Consider the following 21459-nt stretch of genomic DNA (forward strand, 5'->3'; position numbering starts at 1 on the left):
AATTATCCACTCTCAAGATCTTACATAATTTAAGGATTTTAAATGCAATACAGTCCGTTAGGCAGCAGCGGTGTTGATGTTTCTAGAGTATGCTTAGGCAGCATGACTTGGGGTAAACAAAATACCCAACAAGACGCCGATGAGCAAATAGCTTATGCCTTGGCACAAGGCGTTAATTTTATTGATACTGCCGAAATGTATGCCGTTCCTCCTTCACCAGAGACCTACGGTAAAACAGAGCAAATTATAGGTAACTGGCTAAGTCGCAATGCGCAAAAGCGCGGTGATATTGTATTGGCGACCAAAATTGCAGGCAATGGCTTGTCGTGGGTACGAGATGGCGGCGATATAACACGCAGCGCTGTCATTGAGGCCGTAGATAACTCGCTTAAACGCCTACAAACCGACTACATAGATTTATACCAATTGCATTGGCCTAATCGCTCTACCCCACACTTTGGCAGGCAGTGGCCAGGTAAACTCACTTTTAGTGACGTAGATACTGAGCAACAACAAGCGGGTATGCTTGATATTTTAGAGGGCCTTGATGAGTGTGTTAAAGCCGGAAAAATAAAATATTGTGGCCTTTCAGATGACACCCCATGGGGCATTAGCCAATTTTTAAATTTAGCAAAAGCGCATAACTTACCGCGTATGGTGTCTATTCAGAACGAATTTAGCCTAGCGCACGCTAAAGATTGGCCCTACTTAATTGAGCAGTGTATCCATGAAGATATTGCTTATTTACCTTGGTCGCCGCTTGCTGCTGGCTTGCTAACGGGTAAATACCTAAACGGCGCACGCCCAGCGGGCTCGCGTTGGACATTTATGCAGCGCAATGGCATTTTTAGAGATACCCCTAACGCGCAAAAAGCCACGCAGCGTTATGTAGAGCTTGCACACGCAAGCGGCATAACCCCAGCCCAATTGGCACTTGCTTGGTGTAATCAAGTCGATGGCGTTACCTCATCAATTATTGGTGCGACCAGCATGGCGCAATTAAAAGAAGATATTGAGGCTTTTAGCATAACTTTAAGCGACGACACTCTAACTGAAATTGGCACTATTTTTAAAGATTACCCGCAGCCATATTAAACCCAAATAATAGGCAGTTTTTTTACTGCCTTTTTCTCTCTTACATTTGAACATATACAAAGTAAAACTATACTAAAGTTACCTTAAAATGATTGTTTTTAGTGAGTTATGCTTAGAAATGTAATTTTATTCTTTGGTGTACTAGGTGCTTTAATGCGTTACGGGTACGCTGACAATACTCATCCAATTAAAGAAATTGTATGGTTACAAAGTTACACGCCCCCGTTTCATATGGATAAAGATTCGCATGCGCCGCAAGGTGGTATTTGCGACAACCTCACCGAGCAACTAATTAACAGCATTGATGATGTAAAACATACACGACTAATCGTGCCGCAAGAGCGAATTAATAAGCACTTAAATGAAGGCGATAATGTATGTTTTCCGTGTGTTATTCATAAAAAAACAGCCAATGGGGTGTTACAGTTTTCTACCCCCACCACGGTTTACCCGCCTTTTTCGGTTTTAACCACTCAAAAACTTGCTCCAGAAATACACGCTAAGCATGGCAGCCCTATTAAACTTATACATTTATTGTCAGACGAGCAATATGTATATGGTCAAGCCGCGGCGCGCAAGTTTACTTCAAAAATTAATAAAATAATCGAAAACACCACGGTGTATCATAAAGCATCGCTAAGCTGGAGCAGCGAAAATGAAAGCCAAGCTGTTATTGCTCGCTTAAGTCGCGGCTTTTTAGATTACACAATAGACTACCCGTTTATGGGGGATTATTTTGTCAATCACAGTAAGTTTAAAAATATAGTCAGTTTGCCAATTGAAGAAGACCCCAGAGAGTTTGTTTTAGGGGCTATAGGGTGTGCAGTAAGAGCACCGAATGATTTTGCTACTAAGGCGCTTAATAAAATAAATAAAGCGCTACATAAGCAGGTATTACAATCGCCTGCTTATATAAATAGTCAGCGTTTTTGGTTAGAGCAAAGTTTTCCGCAGTTTACTAAGCATTACCAACAGCAAATACTTAACCCTATTGCGCCTGCCAGCTCTGCGATAACAAGCAGGTCGAATTAGCATACAAGCTTACTGTAAATACGCTGTTTGCAGGCACTTCCCCTACGCCTGCAGGCGTCCCTGTCATTATTACATCGCCATTTTCTAAGTGCATAAACTCATTAATTTCACTTAAAATATCTTTAGGCTTATGTATCATAAATTGCGTATCGCCTTGTTGAATAACGTTATCGTTAATTTTAAGCTCAAACGTAAACACCTGCTCAGCATCCGCTATAGCGACAAAGGGCGTTAATAATACCGAGCCGTTAAACGCCTTGGCGCGCTCCCACGGTAGCCCTTTATTTTTAAGCTTACTTTGCACGGTACGTTTAGTTAAATCCAACCCTAAACCTACGCCTGCCAACTCATTATTTTTAATAACAAAACACAGCTCGGCTTCATAGTGCAGTGTGTCGTTATTGTGCGTAGCAAATAAGGTATCCGTTATGGCACTGTTCGGTTTATTAAACAATACCATTTGATCTGGTAGCTCATTATTAAGCTCGGCAATATGCGCGGTGTAATTACGCCCAACGCATACTACTTTAGAGGGCGTTAATATCTCACTTTCTAGTTTTATCGACTGCATAAAATAACTTCTAAATTACGAGCTGATCAAGGTTTCTAATAAGCTCAGGTTAATCGGTTTCAAAAGTACATGATTAATATTTAAATCTTTGATCTGCTTAGGATCGGGCTCTGCACCACTAACAATCACTAAGCTTAAGTCAGGGTAACGTTCGTTAATTTGTTTACCTAAATCTACACCACGCCCGTCAGGTAAGTGCATATCGAGCAATACCTTATTAAATTGTTGGTCATGATTGAGGGTTTGTAAACACTGTGCACACGTTGAGGTAATAACGGTTTCTACCCCTAAACTTTCTAGCAACAACTGCGTAATTTGCGCTGCATCTTGGTCGTCCTCAACCAATAAAAAGCGCTGTTTTTTCTCTATTACAGCTTTGTCGCTGTGAATGTTTTTAGCTTGAGGCGCATGCTCTGGCGATACTAAGTAATCTTGTAAGCATTGATACAAAGAAGAGCTATCAACGGGCTTTGGTATTACATCGTTAAAGCCAAGGGCTGCAAGTTCTTCATGTATGCCTTTCATAGTGGCGGCAGTAAGCGCAATAATTGGGCCTGTATAGCCCATTTTTCTAAGCTCTATTGTCGCTTCTTTACCACCCATTACGGGCATATGTATATCAATAAAAATAATATCATAAGGCGAGCGATACGCCTCGGCAATTCTAACTTTTTCAAGCGCTTGCTGGCCATGTTCGGCGTAGTCTACGCGCGCACCACATGTGCTAATCATATGGCCAACTAACATGCGTAAATCGCGTAAATCATCAACCACTAATACGCGGCCGGTCACTTTGCATGGCGCTGATTTTGTCTGTAATTGCGAGCCACTACTAAAGTTTAATACTTGGCGTTCTACTTCACTTATATCACCTGGGTACACTGAAATAGTAAAGGTAGAGCCTTCGCCCATTCTAGAGGTTAAATCAATACTGCCGTGCATACGCGCTAATAGCTCGGCACAAATCGCAAGGCCTAAGCCTGCTCCGCCAACAGAGCGCGATTCTACATCGGCTATTTGCTCAAAGGGTTTAAAAATTAATGCTTGTTTTTCAGGGGCAATCCCCATGCCTGAGTCTTTAATACTAAAAAATAGCATTTCTTTCTCATCGACCCACTCAGTCCAGGCACTAACCACTATTTCGCCCTTTTCAGTAAATTTAACCGCATTATTGATTAAGTTAATAAGTATTTGGCGTACGCGGGTGGCATCTACTCTCACAATAAGAGGTAAGGGCTGTAGAGACTCAAAGCGAAGCTTTAAACCTTTATCAAGCACAGATACACGCATTAAAGTGTAAACATCAGCCAGCATGCTATCTAAGTTTACTTCACTTAAGGTGAGCTCTAATTTGTCGGCAGCAATTTTAGATAAATCGAGCACATCGTTTAACAAACTTAGCAAGTGCTTACCGTTTCGGTAAATAACCCCTAGTTCGTTTTCGGCCTGTTTGCTAAAGTCGCTTTGTAGCAGTAACTCTGTGTAACCTAATATAGATGAAAGCGGGGTACGTAATTCGTGGCTTAAGTGGGCTAAAAATCTGTCTTTTGAGCGGTTCTCTGCTTCGGCTTTTAAACGCTCTACTCGCTCGCCTTCAACATCTTTACGCGCTAAAGCATAACGTATAGCGCGAGCAAACCGGCTCGAACTCATTTCTGTTTTTATAAGGTAATCTACCGCGCCGGCATCAAGTGCTGCAGAGTCTAATTCATCATTAGATTGCCCCGTAAGCATAATAATTGGCCCGCTAAACCCATTAGCAATGGCCTTTTTTAATACACTTAGCCCATTTGAGGCGCCTAATCGATAATCAAGCAAACAAATATCGTGATCGTTTTTACTTAAAATGCTTATTGCTTGTTCAGGAGAGCTTATCCATTCTATGTCAAATGTATGTGAATCTAACTGATCTAAGTAGTCGCAAGTGAGAATGTAATCATCTTCATCGTCTTCTACTAAAAGTAAGCGAGTCACTTTATCTAACATACTACCTCCTTTTAATTGCATTTAATAAGCCCCTAATTAGGGGCTTAATGTTGCTACTTATTTAGTCGTTAAACGTTGTCGGCAGCTCTACAAATTCTACCCAGTATTTTCCTAGGGTTTTCATTAAATCAACCAAGCCATCAAACGTTACCGGTTTAGTAATATAAGAGGCCGCTCCTAAGTTATAGCCTTTAACCATGTCTTCTTCTTGCTTAGAGGTGGTTAAAATAACAACCGGTATGCCTTTAAGGTTTGGGTTTGCCTTAATGGCCTCAAGTGCTTCACGGCCATCCATACGTGGCATATTTAAATCAAGCAAAATCAACCCTGGGCGTGGCGATGAATTTTTATCTTCAAACTTACCCTTGCGCTCTAAGTACTCTAATAATTCAACCCCATCTTCCACAAAATGCAGCTCGTTTAATACACGGCTTTCGGCTAGCGCATCTTGCGTGAGTAGGCGATCATCCTCGTCATCATCTGCCATTAATATTGTAATAGGTTTCACTTTTGAATACGGCATCTAAGCCTCTCCTTGAAGTGTGAAAAGCGTTGTTTCCACAGGTAATTTTATTATGAAGGTTGCCCCTTCACCGTCTTTACTATGAGCGGTAATTATCCCACCATGCCGCTCAACTATACGCCTACAAACTGAAAGCCCAATCCCTGTGCCTTTATATTCCGAACGCCCATGCAGGCGCTGAAATGGTACAAATATTTTATCAGCATACTCTTGTGAGAAACCAATACCATTATCTTTTATGGTAATAAGTTGCCAACCCACTTTTTCGTTATGCTCTTCACTAAACTCGTCTTTATGCTCGTACATTACGCTTATGTGTGGCTCAACACCTGGCTTTCTAAACTTAACAGCGTTAGACAGTAAGTTTAAAAACAACTGCTGCATTTGGCTTTTATCGGCTTGAATAACCGGTAGTTCGCCCACCTCTACGTGCGCATTGCTTTCTTTAATGGCAACCTCTAAATCACTTAAAATATCGTTAACTACGCCTTTTAAGTCAGTGTCATCAAAGTCTTTACCTCGGGTTGTTACCCGCGAAAACTCTAGCAAGTCGTTAATAAGGTTAGACATACGTTGCGCTGCATTTTTCATACGGCCTATGTAATCTATGCCTTTTTCGCCCAGCTCATCTTTAAACATGGTTTCTAGGCGGTCACTAAATGCTTGAATTTTTCGTAGTGGTTCTTGTAAGTCATGGCTGGCAACAAACGCAAACTCTTCAAGCTCACGGTTTGAGCGGCTAAGCTCATCTGAATATAAGGTCAGCTCTTGCGTGCGCTCAGACACTTTAGTTGCAAGTGTTTCGTTTTGTCTTTCAAGCTCCTCACGGTATTTAGCCGCGTTTCTTAAATTTAGGCGTGTTAATAAAAACATACCTATTATTAAAAGCGCACTGGTAACCGCTGTAATAGCAAAGGTGATTTTTGCTTCATTTTTTATTTGTGCCAGCTTAGAAAAATGGCTCACCTTAAACAGTAATTCTCGGTCTTGAATATCATTAACTTTAACGCGAATATCTTTGTACAGCTCTCGCCCTCTGTGCGTATTTAATACATATAACGCACGGCGCTCTTTGTCATTAGTAGCCAACTTAACCGTTTGTTTAAGCTCTTTAATTTTAGCTTCTGTTAACACTAATAGCTCAGCAATTCGCTCAGCTTGGCCATCAATTTCAGAGTGTAGAGACTTTACATGCTCCATTTGCGATTCTATTTGCCCTATCGCATCGTAATAAGGCATTAAGTAGTCTTCTTCTTCGGTGAGTAAGTAGCCGCGCTGGCCAGACTCTGCCTGCACAATTGATAAGTGAAGACGCTCAATGGCATCGGCTAATAAGCTGGTGTTATCCAAGCTTTTTTGCGTTTGCGTTAATCCCTGAATAGTACTTAATGCCAAAACTGCATTGCCAACAACAATACACAGTACTATTGCGATAAAAGCGGCCCACGTTATATTCGTTTTACCCTGCTGCTTTTGCTTACTCATTATGTGTAAATACCTAATTTTAAATGACTACTTATTATTAAAATCAGTAATGTTTTGCAAGCTTTCGCTACATTGCTGACAGTTTGAAATTATTTTATCGAGTGCTGCTAACGCTTTATCTTTTGGCATATCGTTTTCTAATACCAGTTTAATGAGCTCTGCATTCATAGAAATTCTATTCAGTGGAGCTCTCGCATCATGTACCAATTTATTTAGCGTATTAACTTCTTTTTCATCACTCATATTACTTCCTATACTTATTCAACCTGAACTCTGGTTAAGAGACTTACTAAAATATTAAATTATAGTGATAACCAAATTCTTTTCTCTAGGCAGAGATTTTCAATGAAAACAAGCCGAATTTACGCGTCAATAGCTGGCCTATTGCAAGCAAATTAAACGCAGTTAACGTTGAAAATAGCTGCTAGAGATAGGTTTATTATTCAGAGTTTAGGTTATTTATATTCTCCAATTCCGCCGTATGCGTTTAATCGGTTATACAATGTTTTTGTACTGATCCCTAGCATTTGCGCAGCTAGCGTTTTATTACCTTGCACCTTATCTAGCGTGGCGTGGATTAACTCTTTTTCGACTTCTTCAATGGTTTGCCCTGCCGAAACATGGTTGTCGGCCACTTGCGTATTTACACGCGAAAACGGCGACTCTAAGTTATCCGGAAGTGTAATTTCGCTCGATTGTGGGTCGCTCATAATAAAGGCGCGATGGATAGCGTGGCGAAGTTCACGCACATTGCCTGGCCACTCGTATTGCTGTAGTTCTTTTAGCTGCTCGTTGTGCCAATAAAACGAAGTGCCATTTTCATCATTAAGTTGCTCTAAAAAGGCTTTCGCAAGCAGTGGAATATCTTCTTTTCGCTCTCGCAGCGCAGGTATATCAATGGGGAAAACCGCAAGCCTAAAGTAAATATCTTCACGAATAATATTATTTTGCGCTAAGTCGGTCAGCGAACGGTTAGTCGCAGAAATAACGCGGCAGTTTATAGGCAGTTCACGATTGCCGCCTACACGTGTTACTTTTTTAGTTTCAAGTACACGCAGTAAGTTTGGCTGCATATCTATAGGCATTTCGGTTACTTCATCTAAAAATAACGTACCGCCATCTGCTTGCTCAAACACCCCTTCTTTACGGGCAATTGCACCTGTAAAAGCCCCTTTTTCATGGCCAAATAACTCACTACCTATTAACTCTTTAGACAAAGCACCACAGTTGCTCGCCACTAAAGGGCCTTCGCATTGGCTTGCGTTATGAATTGCTTGGGCGACCACTTCTTTACCGGCACCGCTTTCCCCCATTAGCATCACGTTAGCATTGGTTTTAGCTACGCGCTCTATCATGGTGTAAAGCTTTTGCATTGGCTCTGATTCACCAATTAAGCTATTAAAATGGCGAGTAATAGCCGGAACTTTAGCTTTTTTAGCTGTTTTTTTAGGGCCGTTTAATACCAGCTCTAGGTCTTCACGTTGCAGCGGCTTTAATAAATGCCCAACATCTTGCTCACACATGTCTGCCAAAATCCCTTTTACTGAAGGGTGGCCAGAAATAAGCGTCACTTTTGGAGACTGCCCAATCATTTTTAAATGATCGAGTAAATGAAGACCACTGCCATCTGGCAGCATAAAATCGAGTAATACGTGATCAAAGGTATTATTTTCAAACCATTGATGTGCTTCTTTTAAGCTAGTTGCAGTACAAATGTTGTGCCCGAGGAATTCGACAATGTGGCAAACAACGTCACTAAATTCAACGTCATCATCGACTAAAAGTATGTTTAACATGATAAATCCCTATGCTTTTCTTCTTATTCTACGCACCCTATTTTGCAAATAAAAGGGGCTACTAGAATCTCTTAAAAATGATTAAACTATTGAGTCTTTTAACGTTTAATTTTAACAACCGAGTATGTACGTAAACTTAAGCCATACCGATCATAATTTTTAAAAATAATTAGAATTATTTTTACTACTCGCCTAAGTATACCAGCTGATATAATTTTGCTTTTAAAAAGGAGACAAAATGCAATTATTAAAAACAATGGTCCACCCTGGCATAAATTTAAACCAAGGTAGCCAATTTACCCGCCGCACAGGCCGCGCCATTGTGATTAAAGATGCACACATTTTATTAATGTATACCAATCGCTACGAAGACTACAGTTTACCCGGCGGCGGTGTAGATGAAGGTGAAACCCTAGAGCAAGGGTTAATAAGAGAGCTTAGCGAAGAAACTGGCGCGCAAAATATACAGGTTATTAAACCCTTTGGGTTATACGAAGAGTACCGCCCTTGGTACAAAGACGACTTTGATATTATACATATACAGTCGTATTGCTATTTATGCGATACAGACAAAGAGCTTGGCAAAGCACAGCTTGAACATTACGAGCAACAAAATGGTATGACGCCTAAATGGGTCAATATATACGACGCCATTGCACACAACGAGCGCACAATGAGCCTTAGTGAAAAACAAGGGCTGTCTATCATTCGAGAAACTTACCTACTTAAACAAATAGCACAGCAACTGTTTAACTAAGGCTGTAAAATTTGCATAAAGCAGTATTTTTTACTGCTTGCTCATCACTCGCTTTTTATTTACATCCCATAATTAAATTTAAAGCGACCACTATTCAATAACTTAAACCCTATTTTACTTTATAAAACAAACTGGCTTTGTGTTTGCACCCTTACTGATAACTAATTTGTAAGGAGATAAAAATGAGTAACACAGTTAAAACAATCAACCCCGCAACTGAACAAACCATTGATACCTACACGCTGCTTTCTCAAGAGGAAGCAGAGCAAGTAGTCGAAAAATCTCACGAAACATATTTAAAATGGCGCCAAACCTCATTTACCGAGCGTGCTAAGTATTTAAATAAACTAGCCTCTTTATTTGAAGAGCAAAAAGAAGCCATTGCTAAGCTAATGACCGAAGAAATGGGTAAAGTGTACGAGCAAGGTTTTCAAGAAATTGAACTGTGCGCAGGTATTTGTCGTTATACAGCCGAAAACGGCCCACAAGTACTAGGCGATGAAGAGCGCGATATGGATGGCGGCCGCGCTATTGTTAGCTACCAACCAACGGGCGTTTTATTAGGTATTCAGCCTTGGAACTTCCCGCTTTACCAAGTAATTCGTTACAGTGCAGCTAACATTATGGCCGGTAATACCACCGTACTTAAACATGCCGGTAATGTATTTGGTATGGCAGAGAAAATCGATACCCTGTTTAAACAAGCGGGCTTCCCTGAATATTGCTTTAGCAACTTACTTATTGATGGCAAAACTGCCAGCGCGCTTATTTCACACAAAGCAATCAGCGGCGTAACATTTACAGGCAGTGACGCTACCGGTAAAAAAGTAGCTGAAGAAGCAGGTAAATACGTTAAAAAAACAGTGCTTGAGCTTGGCAGTAACGATGCCTACTTAGTACTTGATGATGCAGATTTAGACCTTGCTGTTGAAACCTGTGTTACAGGGCGCATGATCAACAACGGCGAAACCTGTGTATCGGCAAAACGCTTTGTGGTTGTAGAGTCATTATATGATGACTTTAAAGAAAAAATTAAAGCGCAATTTGAAGCATTAAAAATGGGCGATCCAATGGCCGAAGATACCGATCTAGGCCCAATGGCTCGTGAAGATTTACGCGATAAAATTCACGACCAAGTAATGCAATCTGTTGAAGCAGGTGCAAATGTAGTCACAGGCGGTGAAGTGCCATCGCAAACAGGTTACTACTACCCACCGACTATTCTTGATAATTTATCGCCGGGCATGCCAGCATACGATGACGAATTATTTGGCCCTGTAGCCTCGCTCATTAAAGCAAAAGACAACGACGATGCAATGCGCATCGCCAACGACTCTCGCTATGGTTTAGGCGGTGGTATTTTCTCTAAAGATGAGAAAAAAGCCATTGAACTGGCTAAAAAGCACTTTGATACCGGTATGATCAATATTAACGGTTACGGCCTTGCCCAACCAAACCTACCGTTTGGTGGTGTTAAAGAAAGTGGCTACGGCCGAGAGCACGGCGGCTTTGGTATGCGCGAGTTTGTAAATATCAAATGTATTATGATTAATTGCTAATTTAGCTATACACGTATTAAAAGAATATTTATACGTGTTTTAAAAAATATTATTAAGCCTAAAGGTGAGCAATCACTTTTAGGCTTTTTTATGGGTATAGCTACTAAGTGTAATGCGTTTAAAGACTATATTTTGCTTAGAAATTCACACCTAAAACTTCACTTCCCAATTTAGCTTATTTAGTAAAAGCCCAAGCATGTTGTTTAAAATTGTGATTTCAGATTGCTCGATAAGCTCTGTAAAACTTAGCGCTAAGATTTGATATATAGAAGTTGGTAAAAAACCTAAAGATTTGATGGGTAGACTTAAAATGACAGACAATAATGAGCGAGAATCGGTCATTGAGGCTGGCTAAACATCGTCGTTAATAGATTGGTTAAACTGCTCTTTGCGCATATATTCATGAAGATGAGCGACGAGCGCATATATTCATGAAGATGAGCGACGAGCGCATATTGTTCTATTTATCTTTTCTTTAAAGTTTCAGAAAACTTAGTGATAGTAATACCTTAGGTTATTTGTTAAAAGTAGATAAATAAAAGCTGGTATCGGTAGAAATATGCGCGATGAGTGCATTATTAAATTGTTAGAGAGCACAGGGATGATTCAGCAAGCGTTCGAAAAATTTGGGAAGAACTCCTTTCAACATGCGATTTTCTATAGCAACGAAAACTGTTTAAGATTTGAGTTGTCCGAAGGCGCTATGCATGATTCACATATTTCGATGTTCACAACAGCTTTGGAGCGGTCAACTGAAGTTATCGAAACTGTATTCGAAAAAAAAGATGAGCTATCAATCTGTATCTCTTTTGCCGGAGATTCTTTCTTATCAAATTTGTCTCAATTTCGTGAGCTACACCAGTTAGGAATCAAATTCCCAAAAACAAGGTATATACACAGTGAATGGGACGAAGATGAAGAATGGCATCGAAATTACGTATTCTTCAAAATCGCTAAAACCGAATTGCATAAATTACTCTTTGGTAAAATGGCAAATGAACTAGGGATAAGACCATCGTTTTGGGTTGATGTTTACATATTTGATATTGAGTTAGGCATTTTGGCTCATCCATATGATGATAGAGGTATGGATCTGGTGGGTAGCAATAAATTCATGCTTTCAAGTATATATAAACAGTTTAACAGTTGGCTTTTGAAGTATGATATTGGCATCATGAAGCAGTGGTTTGGTGCTCTCTAACAAGCGCATAAAGTAACGGGACACATAACAGTTGGCTTGTCGCTCGTTCCTCACTAAATTATAGCCAACTATTATTTAGCCCCTTATGCGGGCGTTATGATTACAAGGACACATATGCAAGATTATTCAAAAATAACAGACGAATTAAATAATATATCCAGAAGAATGAAAGCCCATAACAGAGTTTTCAGTCAGTTTTTATCTAATATTGAAGGGTTTAATGGAAGAGTACCTCAATTAAAGCACTTAGATATCGCCATCAACGAAAAAGAAATAGCAATTAAATTCCATGAACAAGAATTGTTTGTTTCCTCTGAATTTAAACCTAACTCACCAGAATCCGAAAATGAAATTGTCATATTCAAAAAGCATGAGGGAAATAGCAATCAAACTCTCAGTAAATGCTTTTTTGATACTTCTGGAAAAGTCAATGAATCAGACTTGTCAATGATGGATGATATTGAGGCGATGGCTATTTTGCTAAACCTTGTAAAACAGGCACTGTAATCATAACAAACACATTAAGTCGCTCGCTGGGACAGTAACACGTGGGCTCTGTCGCTTCGCTCGGATTTTAGCCCACGTGTTACTGGCCCTTATGTGGGTGTTAAATGCTCGTTAATCTTTCAAAACATGAGAATAAAATGGGATCGATAGTAAGTTTAGGTATTGGAAACTTGGAGATTGATTGGGGTAAGAATAACCACTTCATAAATCACTCAAGGTTATTTAATCCTAGTGATCAGGGAGTGATTGACTATCACACGTATGATGGAGAGACATACGAGCAAGCCGGTTTTGCCAGTCCTTTGAACAAAGTAAAGCTTAGATTAGATCTGCTAGGGTATTCGCTCAAAGATGTTAAAAGAGTTTATGAAGACTGTTTGGAAGATTATCCAGACTACTATCCCAAGTTCAATCTCACTTTCGAAGATTTTTCCAGAGTTATATCAAGCATTGATATCGATAAGATAAAGTTGAGCGACGATTATCCTGACTACGATCTCGGTGAATATGCCTCGAAGGTTGTGCTCTCGCAAAGTGAATTTGAGGGGCCGAGGGAACATGTTGATACTCAGGATAACGATATAGGAACGTTTTTTGAAAAACTTGATCCCTATGTTCAATTGAGGCTACTTGCTGAAAACCCGAAAAATCAGGATCTTAAACTAGAATGGAGAACCCATGACATAGTTGAAGGTGGCTGGGTGACAGAAGGTGAGCTTTTTGAAGGCCTTAATGATAATCAGAAGTTTTTAATAGTTACAGAAGGTTCTTCCGACGCATTTATCATTAAGCGGGCTATTGAACTTCTCAGACCTGATATTTCAGATTTTTTTACTTTTGTAGATATGGAAGAACATTACCCATTTTCTGGAACAGGTAACCTTTTTAAATTCTTTCAGGGACTCGTTAGTATCAGGATGCTAAACAAGTGCTTATTTATATTCGACAATGATGCCGAAGGAATTGAGAAGTATGAAAAGGCAAAATCCATTGATGCACCGGATAATTTGAGAGTAGCTAAGCTTCCTGACTTGGAAGGGTTTTCTAGTTTTCTTACTGTTGGTCCAAATGGAGAGCAGGTGGCCAATGTTAATGGAAAAGCAGTGGCAATTGAGTGCTTTCTTGATTTGTCATACAAAACTAGAAATACACCTATAATCCGGTGGTCTTCGTACAAAAGCGCCTTGGACTCCTACCAAGGAGCCTTGGAGGAAAAAGAGTATTATACGAGGCAGTTTAAAAAAGTTTCCTCGCTTGAGGATAACTATGACTTCGCAAAACTCAATATTCTTGTGCAGCACATTATTGAAAGCTGCATTTAACAAGCGCATGTTGTCGGACTGGTTTTCCGCTGCGCTCCAAACCATCCGCAAATGCGGGCGTTATACCTTCGGAGGTTTAGGTGAAAGTTGAATTCAAAGAAGAAAATAATAACCTAACCATTTCTGAAGATGGGGTTGAATTACTAACGATTGAAAAGCAAGATAAAGATTCATCTGTATTAGCGTACTATTCTGAAGATTTTACTGATGAACTTGCAGTCAAGGTTTTACATTGTGACGCAACTGAAATTCCTATGGGGCTCCAGTTTTTTTCTAGTTACACTAATAATGATTTCGAAATCATAAATTGGGTTGATATACAACGTGACGGTGAACCTGTCGAAATCGAGTTATCAATAACATTTGACTGGGAAAAATGGGATAAACCTATTGTCATAGGCAAGTTTTTGGAACTATACAGCACTGAATTGGAAGCTTTTGGGTTTAAAACTAGGATACTTAAAGAAACCGCGGACGCTTGGGCATCGGTAAATGTTATTATCTATATCGAAGCAGGTTGCTTAATAGACTATGTAATATCTAGCAGTCGCAAAGCTAAAGATATTTATGAGCAATTGCTCATAAATATAATAAGAAATGATGCGCAAAGCTCGTTCGTTAAAATATTTAATTTTCCAAAAGAGTATGAAGTAATCTGTAGCCAATATATCCTTTGGTTTGGTGAGCTACTTAACACATTAAATATAAACGCAAATGTGACTACTGAAATTAAAGAAGGTAAAACATCAATAATTGTATCTCCAACTGATGCTCCTGAATTATTAGAGGAAATTGAAAGGCTCTTTTATCAGTACCTTGCTCTTCCATACTCTGAGTACTTACCTCGTGAAACAGATACTACTTCGCATATTGATGAAGCTACATTTCAGCTTTTAGCCAATCAAGTAGAGAACTTTAAATTACAAATTCAAATGAAAGAGTCAATGATTCAACTTAAAGACGCAACGATATCTTCCTTGGCGTTTGAGAACCAGAAAAAAGATAATGAATTATTGTTATTAAAAAGTATTAAAAACCAAGATGAATTGAAAGTTCTCAATGGTGCAATTAGTGTAGGAGAGCTTAAATGGGGCGCGGTGAGAATAAACTTTAAAAAAATCGCAGATATTTTCACTAAAAAGGTATAACAAGGTCATTAAGAACGGACACGTAACAGCTTGCTCGGTTCCGCTTATGGCGGCGTTACCACTGTTTGCAATTGGCACTCTCCAGCCACTCGACAATATAAATATTGATTATAATTGGTAAGGTATTTTACTGTGTCGGATGGCGCTTCGCTTATCCGACCTACACTGGCTGATTAAGTTAACAGTATGATGAAATATCATGAGTTAAACCTGAGCGTTCAAGTTAAAACATATTCAACTAACAGCTAATAGCTAAAAACTAATAGCTAGCTCTTCTCAAACCTTGGAACCTTTCGTTTATCGGCTTTGCTCATAGCAAGCTCTTGTATCTCTTCTTGCTTTAGCTCTTTTGGTTTATCTTCTAATGAATGCTGCTTGGCGTTTTCATACACCAGCTCGGTAAGCAGTGCAAAGTGGTCGGAGCCATATTTAGCAAGGCGCTTAATGCGCTTTACTTTAAACCCTGGGCTGTGAAATAAATGATCGAGCGGCCAGCGCATAAAAAAGTAACTTGCGTGAAAGGTGTTATAAAAGCCACGACCTTTACGTGGGTCTAAAAAACCACTTATTTGCATAAATAAACGGGTGCTGCGCGACCATGCCACATCGTTTAAATCACCGGCTACAATGGTCGGGCGTGTTGGCTTTTTAAGTGCTTTAGCGACCATTATTAGCTCTGAGTCGCGTGGGCGCGATGAGTCTTCTTCAGTGGGACTTGGTGGCGCGGGGTGTATAAAGTGCCCTTGCATTTCAAGGCCTTCATTGTTTTCGAACAGGATATGAATTGAAGGAATATCATCTTCAATGAGCTCACATATTTGCGCATCAAGAATTTTAAATTTACTGTATAAATGCATGCCGTAGCGGTTGTCTTTAGGGCATTCAATATAATAGGGGTAGTTTTTTTTAAGAACAGCTAATTTATTTTCCCACCAGCTGTCGCTTTCAAGGGTAATTAATAAGTCGGGCTGGTGTTTATCAACCAGTGAGATTAATTGCTCACTATTGTGGTTTGACATAAGCACATTAGCCGACATGATTCTAACACTGTGATCTTCGCTCACTGAGGCCGTTTTAACTTCTTTTTTAGCAAGCCAAGTGTAAGGAAATATCCACTTACCTTGTAATGCCATGGTTAGTAATGCGGTTAAAGCAGTATACAAATACCCGCTATTGCCGCTTTGCCACAGTAAATAAAACGATATAATTGCAACAGCGCTGGCTATATAAAATACCTGTAGTCGAACAAAGTCGCAGCTGCGCACTAAGTAGTGCTGACTGTACGACATAGGTAACAAGGTCACTAATAAAAAAAAGCCAATGATTATAGCCAGTGCAATGAGCATTGAAATATCCTTATAAATTGTACTTAACGAGTTAAAATTGAAAGTATTTCTCGGGTATCGTGCACCATGTGTATAACTGTACTGTCTATTTTTATACTTACTGTACCATTATCTCTAGATCGTTCAATAACGCGGCCTTGTTTATATACGTTGCGGTCTAGGTAATCGCCTCTATGGTAACGCTTACTTAACCCTGGTGGCGTCCACCCAGCACGCACTAACTTTTTTTGCTGCTTTTTAGATAGTTTCTTACTGCTTTTATAGTTGTGCTGCTGATGTTTATGGTGGCCATTTTTATGGCCGTGATTGCCTTTGTCGGGCTTTGCCTGTACATTAACGCTAACCAAGGCACCCGCTAAAAAAACCGTATATAAAAACGCTTTCATAAATAATCTCTAATAATGTTAATAGCTAAAGATTATCAAACACGCCTGAACATCATATGAAACTGCAAGCAGCTATTTATCTCGGCTTGTACTGTGTTTTGCAATGGCTGCGCATTATGGCTGGGTCTCGCAGTTTTAAATGCTTAGTTTTACGCCCTGCGTGGCGTTTGCGCCACACTTTAAAACTACCCTTTGAAATATGCTCTCGCATAAACACGACCAGCTGTGAATAATTAAGCCCGTATAACTGCTCTATAGCCTCAAAGGGGGTTCTGTCTTCCCACGCCATTTCTATAATTCGCGATTGCTGCTCTGCGTTAAACATGGTTATCTCTTAAAATTTAAACTTATACGAGAAGAAAAAATACATAGATCATCCCCTCAAAACCGAATATCGCTGTATAATAAACACACTAACATAAGAAAAAATCGGATTTACATTTATGCGCACATTATTGCTGCTTTTAGCTTTTAGTTTTTCTTCGCTATTATTAGCCGCGCCTAATAAAACGCTGCGCTGTGCAACTACCCATTACCCGCCTTTTACAATTTATGACGATGAAACACATACCTTTACGGGCATAGACATAGACTATTTAGCTTTTATAGAGCGTAATTTAAATTTAAACATTGAGGTGGTGCATTTACCGTGGGCACGCATTAAAAAAGAAATGACGTTAGGTTACTACGATTGTTACTTTGCGTTGGCTAATAATACCGAGCGTGCGCAATATTTAGAATTTACCACTGAGCCGCTACACACCACTCAATTTGGTTTATTTAGCACACAAAAAGCGAACCTTAATAATGACTTATCAAATTCACGCATTGCTATGCTAAGAGGCGTTAAATTACCCAGTGTACTGGCAAAAGAATATAATATTAAACAAAGCAACTTTATGCATTCACTCTCAACGAAAGCCACGTTTGATTTGCTTGATAAACAGCGTGTTGACTACGCAATTACTAATTATCAAGCCGGTTTATGGTACTCAAAAGGCTATAAAAACATTCATGCTAAGCAGCTTGAAGGCTACGCCCTACCTGTTTATATTGCTTTTAAGCACGGCATGGTCGACACCGCACTCGTTGATGAGCAAATAAAGCGCTATAAAGCACAATTCGGTGTGCATTAATAAGGTAGGCAATGTTAACTAAATTACCAAAATGGGTTGAGTACGGCGCGTTTACACTCGCCTTTATTGCAGGCATTGTTAACACTATTGGGTTATTAGGGTTTGAGCATCAGGCTATTTCTCACCTTTCCGGTAGTGTTACTTTACTTGGTATAAAACTAATGAGCAGTACCTCTGCTGCGTTACTACTAATGAGTATAATTTTAAGCTTTATGCTTGGCTCTGCCCTTTCTGGTTTTTTACTTACCGGCGGCTCGTTAAAGCTGGGGCGCCATTACGACACCCTATTATTTATTGAAGGCCTATTACTGCTTTTAAGCGCCTATTTACTCAGCCGCGCCCATGTTTATGGCATTACGCTTGCCTCTGCCGCCTGTGGTTTACAAAATGCCCTTGCCACTAACTACAGCGGCGCAGTAGTGCGCACCACTCATTTAACCGGTATTTTTACCGACCTAGGTTTAATGATAGGCAAAGCGCTAAAAGGTGAACCCTTTGATACCCGCAAAGGCGTAATATTTATGCTTATTATTGCCGGCTTTTTACTAGGTGGAGTGTGCGGGTTTATGCTTTATGAGCACTTAGCCCTACTTGCTTTAACCGTGCCCGCTGCGGCTTGCTTTATATTATCGCTAACTTATCGGGTATATAGAATACGCGCACTTTAACGCAAGCGGTTTAAAAACCGTTTAAAACACCTTACCATGGCGTTAATAAAGCGTTACTCACCTTAAAGGAATGTATGAAACCTTATATTTTGCCGCTGTTATTGCCTCTCAGCCACGTTGCACTTGCTGATAATAAAAACGATGATGCAATAGAAACCATAACAACCACCGCATCACGTACAGAAGCACTGGCTACACTCTATCCGCTCACTATTAGTACCTTATCTGAAGCGCAGTTAAATAGCATTGCACCTACTCATGTTGAAGAGTCGTTACAACGTATTGCAGGTGCTAACGTACAGCGCGGAAATGGGCAAGAATACCTACCGGCACTTCGCTCGCCGGTGCTCTCGGGCGCGGCAGCCTGTGGCGGCATACTAACCCTTGAAGATGGCATTCCACTGCGTGCTGCAGGCTTTTGTAATATTAACGAGCTTTTTGAAGCGCATAGCGAAATGGCACAGCGTATTGAAGTATTAAAAGGGCCGGGCTCTGCACTTTATGGCTCAAACTCCGTACACGGTGTAATTAACGTAATAACGCCTGATACAACCCAAGGCGGTGGATTAGTCGGGCTTGATTATGGCTCATACGGATATGCCCGTTATAAGCTTCGTGCTGGGCAAGACTACGGCAACAGTGGTATTGGCATAAACGCCAGTGTTACCGACGATACCGGTTACCGTGATGATGAAAGCGTTAAACAGCAAAAAATAAATATTCGTCATCGTTTTGAGCGCTCAAACCTATTGCTTACCTCTGGCCTTACATACACAAATTTAGATCAGCACACTGCGGGCTTTATTACGGGTTTTGAAAGCTATAAAAACGAAGACATAGCACAGCAAAACTTTGACCCCGATGCATTTAGAAAAGCCCGCTCATTTAGAGCGTGGAGCAACGCCCAGTGGCAATTAAAAAACGGCAATGTGCTTTCTATTACGCCTTATGTGCGCGACCAAAGCATGGACTTTTTTAAGCATTTTTTACCGGGCACCCCGCTTGAAACCAACAGTCAAACAGGCATAGGTGTGCAATCGCTGTATCAACATAACTTGCAAAGTAATGTAAAAGTAAACCTAGGGCTTGATGGCGAATACACTCGCAGCGACTTTACTCAAAGCCAAAACGAGCCAACTCAAGGCTCTGCATTTTTAGTAGCCACAGTACCGCAAGGCAAACACTACGATTACGATGTAAACGCAACCCTGTATGCGCCGTTTGCATCAGTTGAGTGGCAATTAAGTAAATGGTTTATTAGCGCCGGCCTCAGGTATGAGCATATGCAGTACGATTACACTAATAATATGCTCACAGGGCGCACAACAGAAGACGGCACAGAATGTGGTTTTGGCGGCTGCCGTTATAGCCGCCCAGCCAGTGGTAAAAATAGCTTTAGCAATACCTCACCTAAATTTGGTGTGAGCTACAAGGTCAACAATAACAATACGCTATACGCTAACTTTTCGCGTGGCTACCGAGCGCCGCAAGCGGCAGAGCTTTACCAATTACAACGCGAACAAACCACCGCCGATTTAAGCCCCGAAATAGCCAATAATGCCGAGCTTGGCTTAAAAGGATATTACAGCAATATAAGTTACGCATTGGCTGTGTATGCTATGAGCAAACACAATACTATTTATCGCGATAGCGACTTCTTTAACGTTAACGATGGCAGTTCACGTCACAGAGGTATTGAGCTTGAAGTAGATTATGCATTAAGCAAAACGCTTAACTTACAATTTGCAGGTACACATGCAAAGCACACGTATACCAATAATCAGTTAATTAATGGGCTAAATATAAACGGTAACAACGTAGACACCGCGCCTCGCAATGTGGCTAACCTTGATTTAACTTGGCAAGCCTTTAATAACCTAGCGCTTGCACTGCAATGGCATAGCGTAAGTAGTTACTATACCGACCCAGAAAACCTACATAGCTACGAGGGGCATGATATTTTAAGCTTGCGTGCAAAGTGGCAAGTTACCAATAATTTAGAAGTGCTTGCACGTATAATTAACCTTACCGATGAAGCTTATGCAGAGCGTGCTGATTACACCAGCTTTACTGGCGATAGGTACTTCCCGGGTAAACCGCGTAACGCCATGCTTTCGGCTACGTACACGTGGTAAAACCATGTATAAAGGTTAATTTAAATCGCCCATATATTTAGTGGGCGATTTTCCCATTACCTTTTTAAACATAGTTATAAACGCACTCACCGATTCGTACCCCAATAACGCCGACACTTGCTGTACAGTTTGCCCATCTGATAGAGCCTGCAGCGCTGTAATTATATGTAATTGCATTCGCCACTTACCAAAGGTCATACCGGTTTGCTTTTTTATAAGCCGTGCCAACGTACGTTCGGTTAAAGCAAAATCGTGTGCCCATTGCGCAAGGGTTTTACGATTATTTGGCTGTGCGAGTAACTGCTGCCCCATTGCTTGAATAACCGTATGCTTAGATAACACAAAGTCGAGCGGCTGGGCGGGCATTTCAATTAATAAATCAAACAGTACCTGAGCTAAACGTGCTGTTTTAGTGTCTTCATTATAGGCTTGGTGTTCGCTTGCTAGTTTTAGCATTAAACTTTTTACCAGCCCCGTTATTGCTAATGTACAGGTATGCTGTGGCATACCGTGCTTATTGGCATCAATAAATACAAAACATAATTTGGCGTTATCAGATGCGCGATTGCTGTGTAAGGTGTTTGCAGGTACCCAAATAGCGCTGTGCGTTGGCACCATCCACATTTTGTTAGCCGCTTCACAGGTTACATAACCATCAAGCGCTAAAATTAGCTGCCCCTTAGGGTGAGTGTGTAACGGGTATTCTTTGCTGCCTTGTGCGGTATCTACTTTGGCAATTATAGGCTGTACCATGTGCTCGTAGTTTTGTAGGTATCCCCACCCTTTAGGCTCAAACATATTTTGTC

General features: G+C 40.4%; 22 protein-coding genes. 11 read left to right on the forward strand and 11 right to left on the reverse strand.

Translation table 11 applies throughout. From position 1 onward, the window contains the following. Nucleotides 1-42 precede the first annotated feature (42 nt). Nucleotides 43-1095 (forward strand): aldo/keto reductase, encoded by a 1053-nt coding sequence (locus tag SJY38_RS11035; protein WP_377109750.1) that lies wholly within the window; start codon nucleotides 43-45, stop codon nucleotides 1093-1095. 153 nt (nucleotides 1096-1248) lie between these two features. After that, complete coding sequence (locus SJY38_RS11040) at nucleotides 1249-2127, forward strand: ABC transporter substrate-binding protein (RefSeq protein WP_138611387.1); 879 nt, start codon at nucleotides 1249-1251, stop codon at nucleotides 2125-2127. Here SJY38_RS11040 and SJY38_RS11045 read toward each other — a convergent pair. The 6 genes from SJY38_RS11045 to SJY38_RS11070 all read right to left on the reverse strand — a co-directional run bounded on the left by SJY38_RS11045 (nucleotide 2084) and on the right by SJY38_RS11070 (nucleotide 8488). Then, on the reverse strand, nucleotides 2084-2698 hold the full coding sequence (locus tag SJY38_RS11045; protein ID WP_055254728.1) for a fumarylacetoacetate hydrolase family protein: 615 nt from the start codon (nucleotides 2696-2698) through the stop codon (nucleotides 2084-2086). The two genes, SJY38_RS11040 and SJY38_RS11045, sit on opposite strands and share 44 nt — an antisense overlap. Before the next feature lie 15 nt (nucleotides 2699-2713). Then, complete coding sequence (locus SJY38_RS11050; protein ID WP_248463214.1) at nucleotides 2714-4684, reverse strand: response regulator; 1971 nt, start codon at nucleotides 4682-4684, stop codon at nucleotides 2714-2716. Nucleotides 4685-4745: 61 nt separating this feature from the next. Next, nucleotides 4746-5207 (reverse strand): response regulator, encoded by a 462-nt coding sequence (locus SJY38_RS11055; protein ID WP_024031669.1) that lies wholly within the window; start codon nucleotides 5205-5207, stop codon nucleotides 4746-4748. Then, a complete protein-coding gene (locus tag SJY38_RS11060) occupies nucleotides 5208-6692 on the reverse strand; it encodes an ATP-binding protein (RefSeq protein WP_377109751.1) in 1485 nt (494 codons plus the stop codon). It abuts the gene before it with no gap. Between the two features lie 27 nt (nucleotides 6693-6719). Next, complete coding sequence (locus SJY38_RS11065; RefSeq protein WP_004588505.1) at nucleotides 6720-6935, reverse strand: hypothetical protein; 216 nt, start codon at nucleotides 6933-6935, stop codon at nucleotides 6720-6722. A 212-nt stretch (nucleotides 6936-7147) separates the two neighbouring features. After that, nucleotides 7148-8488 carry a sigma-54 dependent transcriptional regulator gene (locus tag SJY38_RS11070; RefSeq protein WP_024031667.1) on the reverse strand — a complete coding sequence of 447 codons (1341 nt, stop codon included), beginning with the start codon at nucleotides 8486-8488 and terminating at the stop codon, nucleotides 7148-7150. A 238-nt stretch (nucleotides 8489-8726) separates the two neighbouring features. Here SJY38_RS11070 and SJY38_RS11075 point away from each other — a divergent pair, with 238 nt between their 5' ends. Together SJY38_RS11075 and SJY38_RS11080 are read left to right on the forward strand one after the other, a co-directional pair. Further along, entirely contained in the window at nucleotides 8727-9245 is a 519-nt protein-coding gene (locus tag SJY38_RS11075; protein ID WP_024031666.1) for an NUDIX hydrolase, read from the forward strand. A gap of 182 nt (nucleotides 9246-9427) precedes the next feature. Next, complete coding sequence (locus tag SJY38_RS11080) at nucleotides 9428-10804, forward strand: NAD-dependent succinate-semialdehyde dehydrogenase (protein WP_377109752.1); 1377 nt, start codon at nucleotides 9428-9430, stop codon at nucleotides 10802-10804. Between the two features lie 150 nt (nucleotides 10805-10954). Here the strand turns inward: SJY38_RS11080 and SJY38_RS11085 are convergent, their stop codons facing one another. Beyond that, the gene (locus SJY38_RS11085) at nucleotides 10955-11146 is read right to left on the reverse strand and encodes a hypothetical protein (RefSeq protein WP_054983508.1); all 192 of its coding nucleotides are present in this window, start codon (nucleotides 11144-11146) and stop codon (nucleotides 10955-10957) included. Nucleotides 11147-11363: 217 nt separating this feature from the next. Between SJY38_RS11085 and SJY38_RS11090 the strand changes: the two genes are divergently transcribed. The 4 genes from SJY38_RS11090 (at nucleotide 11364) to SJY38_RS11105 (ending at nucleotide 14982) form a co-directional block, all read left to right on the forward strand. Further along, nucleotides 11364-12005 carry a DUF3885 domain-containing protein gene (locus SJY38_RS11090; protein ID WP_377109753.1) on the forward strand — a complete coding sequence of 214 codons (642 nt, stop codon included), beginning with the start codon at nucleotides 11364-11366 and terminating at the stop codon, nucleotides 12003-12005. A gap of 114 nt (nucleotides 12006-12119) precedes the next feature. Then, nucleotides 12120-12512, forward strand: coding sequence for a hypothetical protein (locus tag SJY38_RS11095; RefSeq protein ID WP_377109754.1), 393 nt, complete (start codon nucleotides 12120-12122; stop codon nucleotides 12510-12512). Nucleotides 12513-12649: 137 nt separating this feature from the next. Continuing rightward, nucleotides 12650-13834, forward strand: a complete 1185-nt coding sequence (locus SJY38_RS11100) for a HEPN/Toprim-associated domain-containing protein (RefSeq protein WP_377109755.1) — start codon at nucleotides 12650-12652, stop codon at nucleotides 13832-13834. An 80-nt stretch (nucleotides 13835-13914) separates the two neighbouring features. Further along, entirely contained in the window at nucleotides 13915-14982 is a 1068-nt protein-coding gene (locus SJY38_RS11105; RefSeq protein WP_377109757.1) for a hypothetical protein, read from the forward strand. Nucleotides 14983-15248: 266 nt separating this feature from the next. On the opposite strand, the gene SJY38_RS11110 is transcribed toward SJY38_RS11105, so the two are convergent. From SJY38_RS11110 to SJY38_RS11120, 3 genes are all read right to left on the reverse strand, one after another. Next, entirely contained in the window at nucleotides 15249-16328 is a 1080-nt protein-coding gene (locus SJY38_RS11110) for an endonuclease/exonuclease/phosphatase family protein (protein WP_054983512.1), read from the reverse strand. A 23-nt stretch (nucleotides 16329-16351) separates the two neighbouring features. Continuing rightward, nucleotides 16352-16714, reverse strand: coding sequence for a hypothetical protein (locus tag SJY38_RS11115; RefSeq protein ID WP_377109758.1), 363 nt, complete (start codon nucleotides 16712-16714; stop codon nucleotides 16352-16354). Nucleotides 16715-16790: 76 nt separating this feature from the next. Further along, the gene (locus SJY38_RS11120; RefSeq protein WP_054983514.1) at nucleotides 16791-17039 is read right to left on the reverse strand and encodes a TIGR03643 family protein; all 249 of its coding nucleotides are present in this window, start codon (nucleotides 17037-17039) and stop codon (nucleotides 16791-16793) included. Between the two features lie 118 nt (nucleotides 17040-17157). On the opposite strand from SJY38_RS11120, the gene SJY38_RS11125 reads away from it, so the two are divergent. The 3 genes from SJY38_RS11125 (at nucleotide 17158) to SJY38_RS11135 (ending at nucleotide 20653) form a co-directional block, all read left to right on the forward strand. After that, a complete protein-coding gene (locus SJY38_RS11125; protein WP_286741324.1) occupies nucleotides 17158-17850 on the forward strand; it encodes an ABC transporter substrate-binding protein in 693 nt (230 codons plus the stop codon). A gap of 11 nt (nucleotides 17851-17861) precedes the next feature. Next, nucleotides 17862-18518, forward strand: coding sequence for a YoaK family protein (locus SJY38_RS11130; protein ID WP_377109759.1), 657 nt, complete (start codon nucleotides 17862-17864; stop codon nucleotides 18516-18518). 74 nt (nucleotides 18519-18592) lie between these two features. Next, nucleotides 18593-20653, forward strand: a complete 2061-nt coding sequence (locus SJY38_RS11135; protein ID WP_377109760.1) for a TonB-dependent receptor — start codon at nucleotides 18593-18595, stop codon at nucleotides 20651-20653. Nucleotides 20654-20668: 15 nt separating this feature from the next. Here the strand turns inward: SJY38_RS11135 and SJY38_RS11140 are convergent, their stop codons facing one another. Further along, nucleotides 20669-21451, reverse strand: coding sequence for an AraC family transcriptional regulator (locus SJY38_RS11140; RefSeq protein ID WP_377109761.1), 783 nt, complete (start codon nucleotides 21449-21451; stop codon nucleotides 20669-20671). Nucleotides 21452-21459: the final 8 nt, after the last annotated feature.

The sequence above is a fragment of the Pseudoalteromonas sp. R86517 genome, from assembly GCF_042466295.1.
Lineage (GTDB): Bacteria > Pseudomonadota > Gammaproteobacteria > Enterobacterales > Alteromonadaceae > Pseudoalteromonas > Pseudoalteromonas atlantica.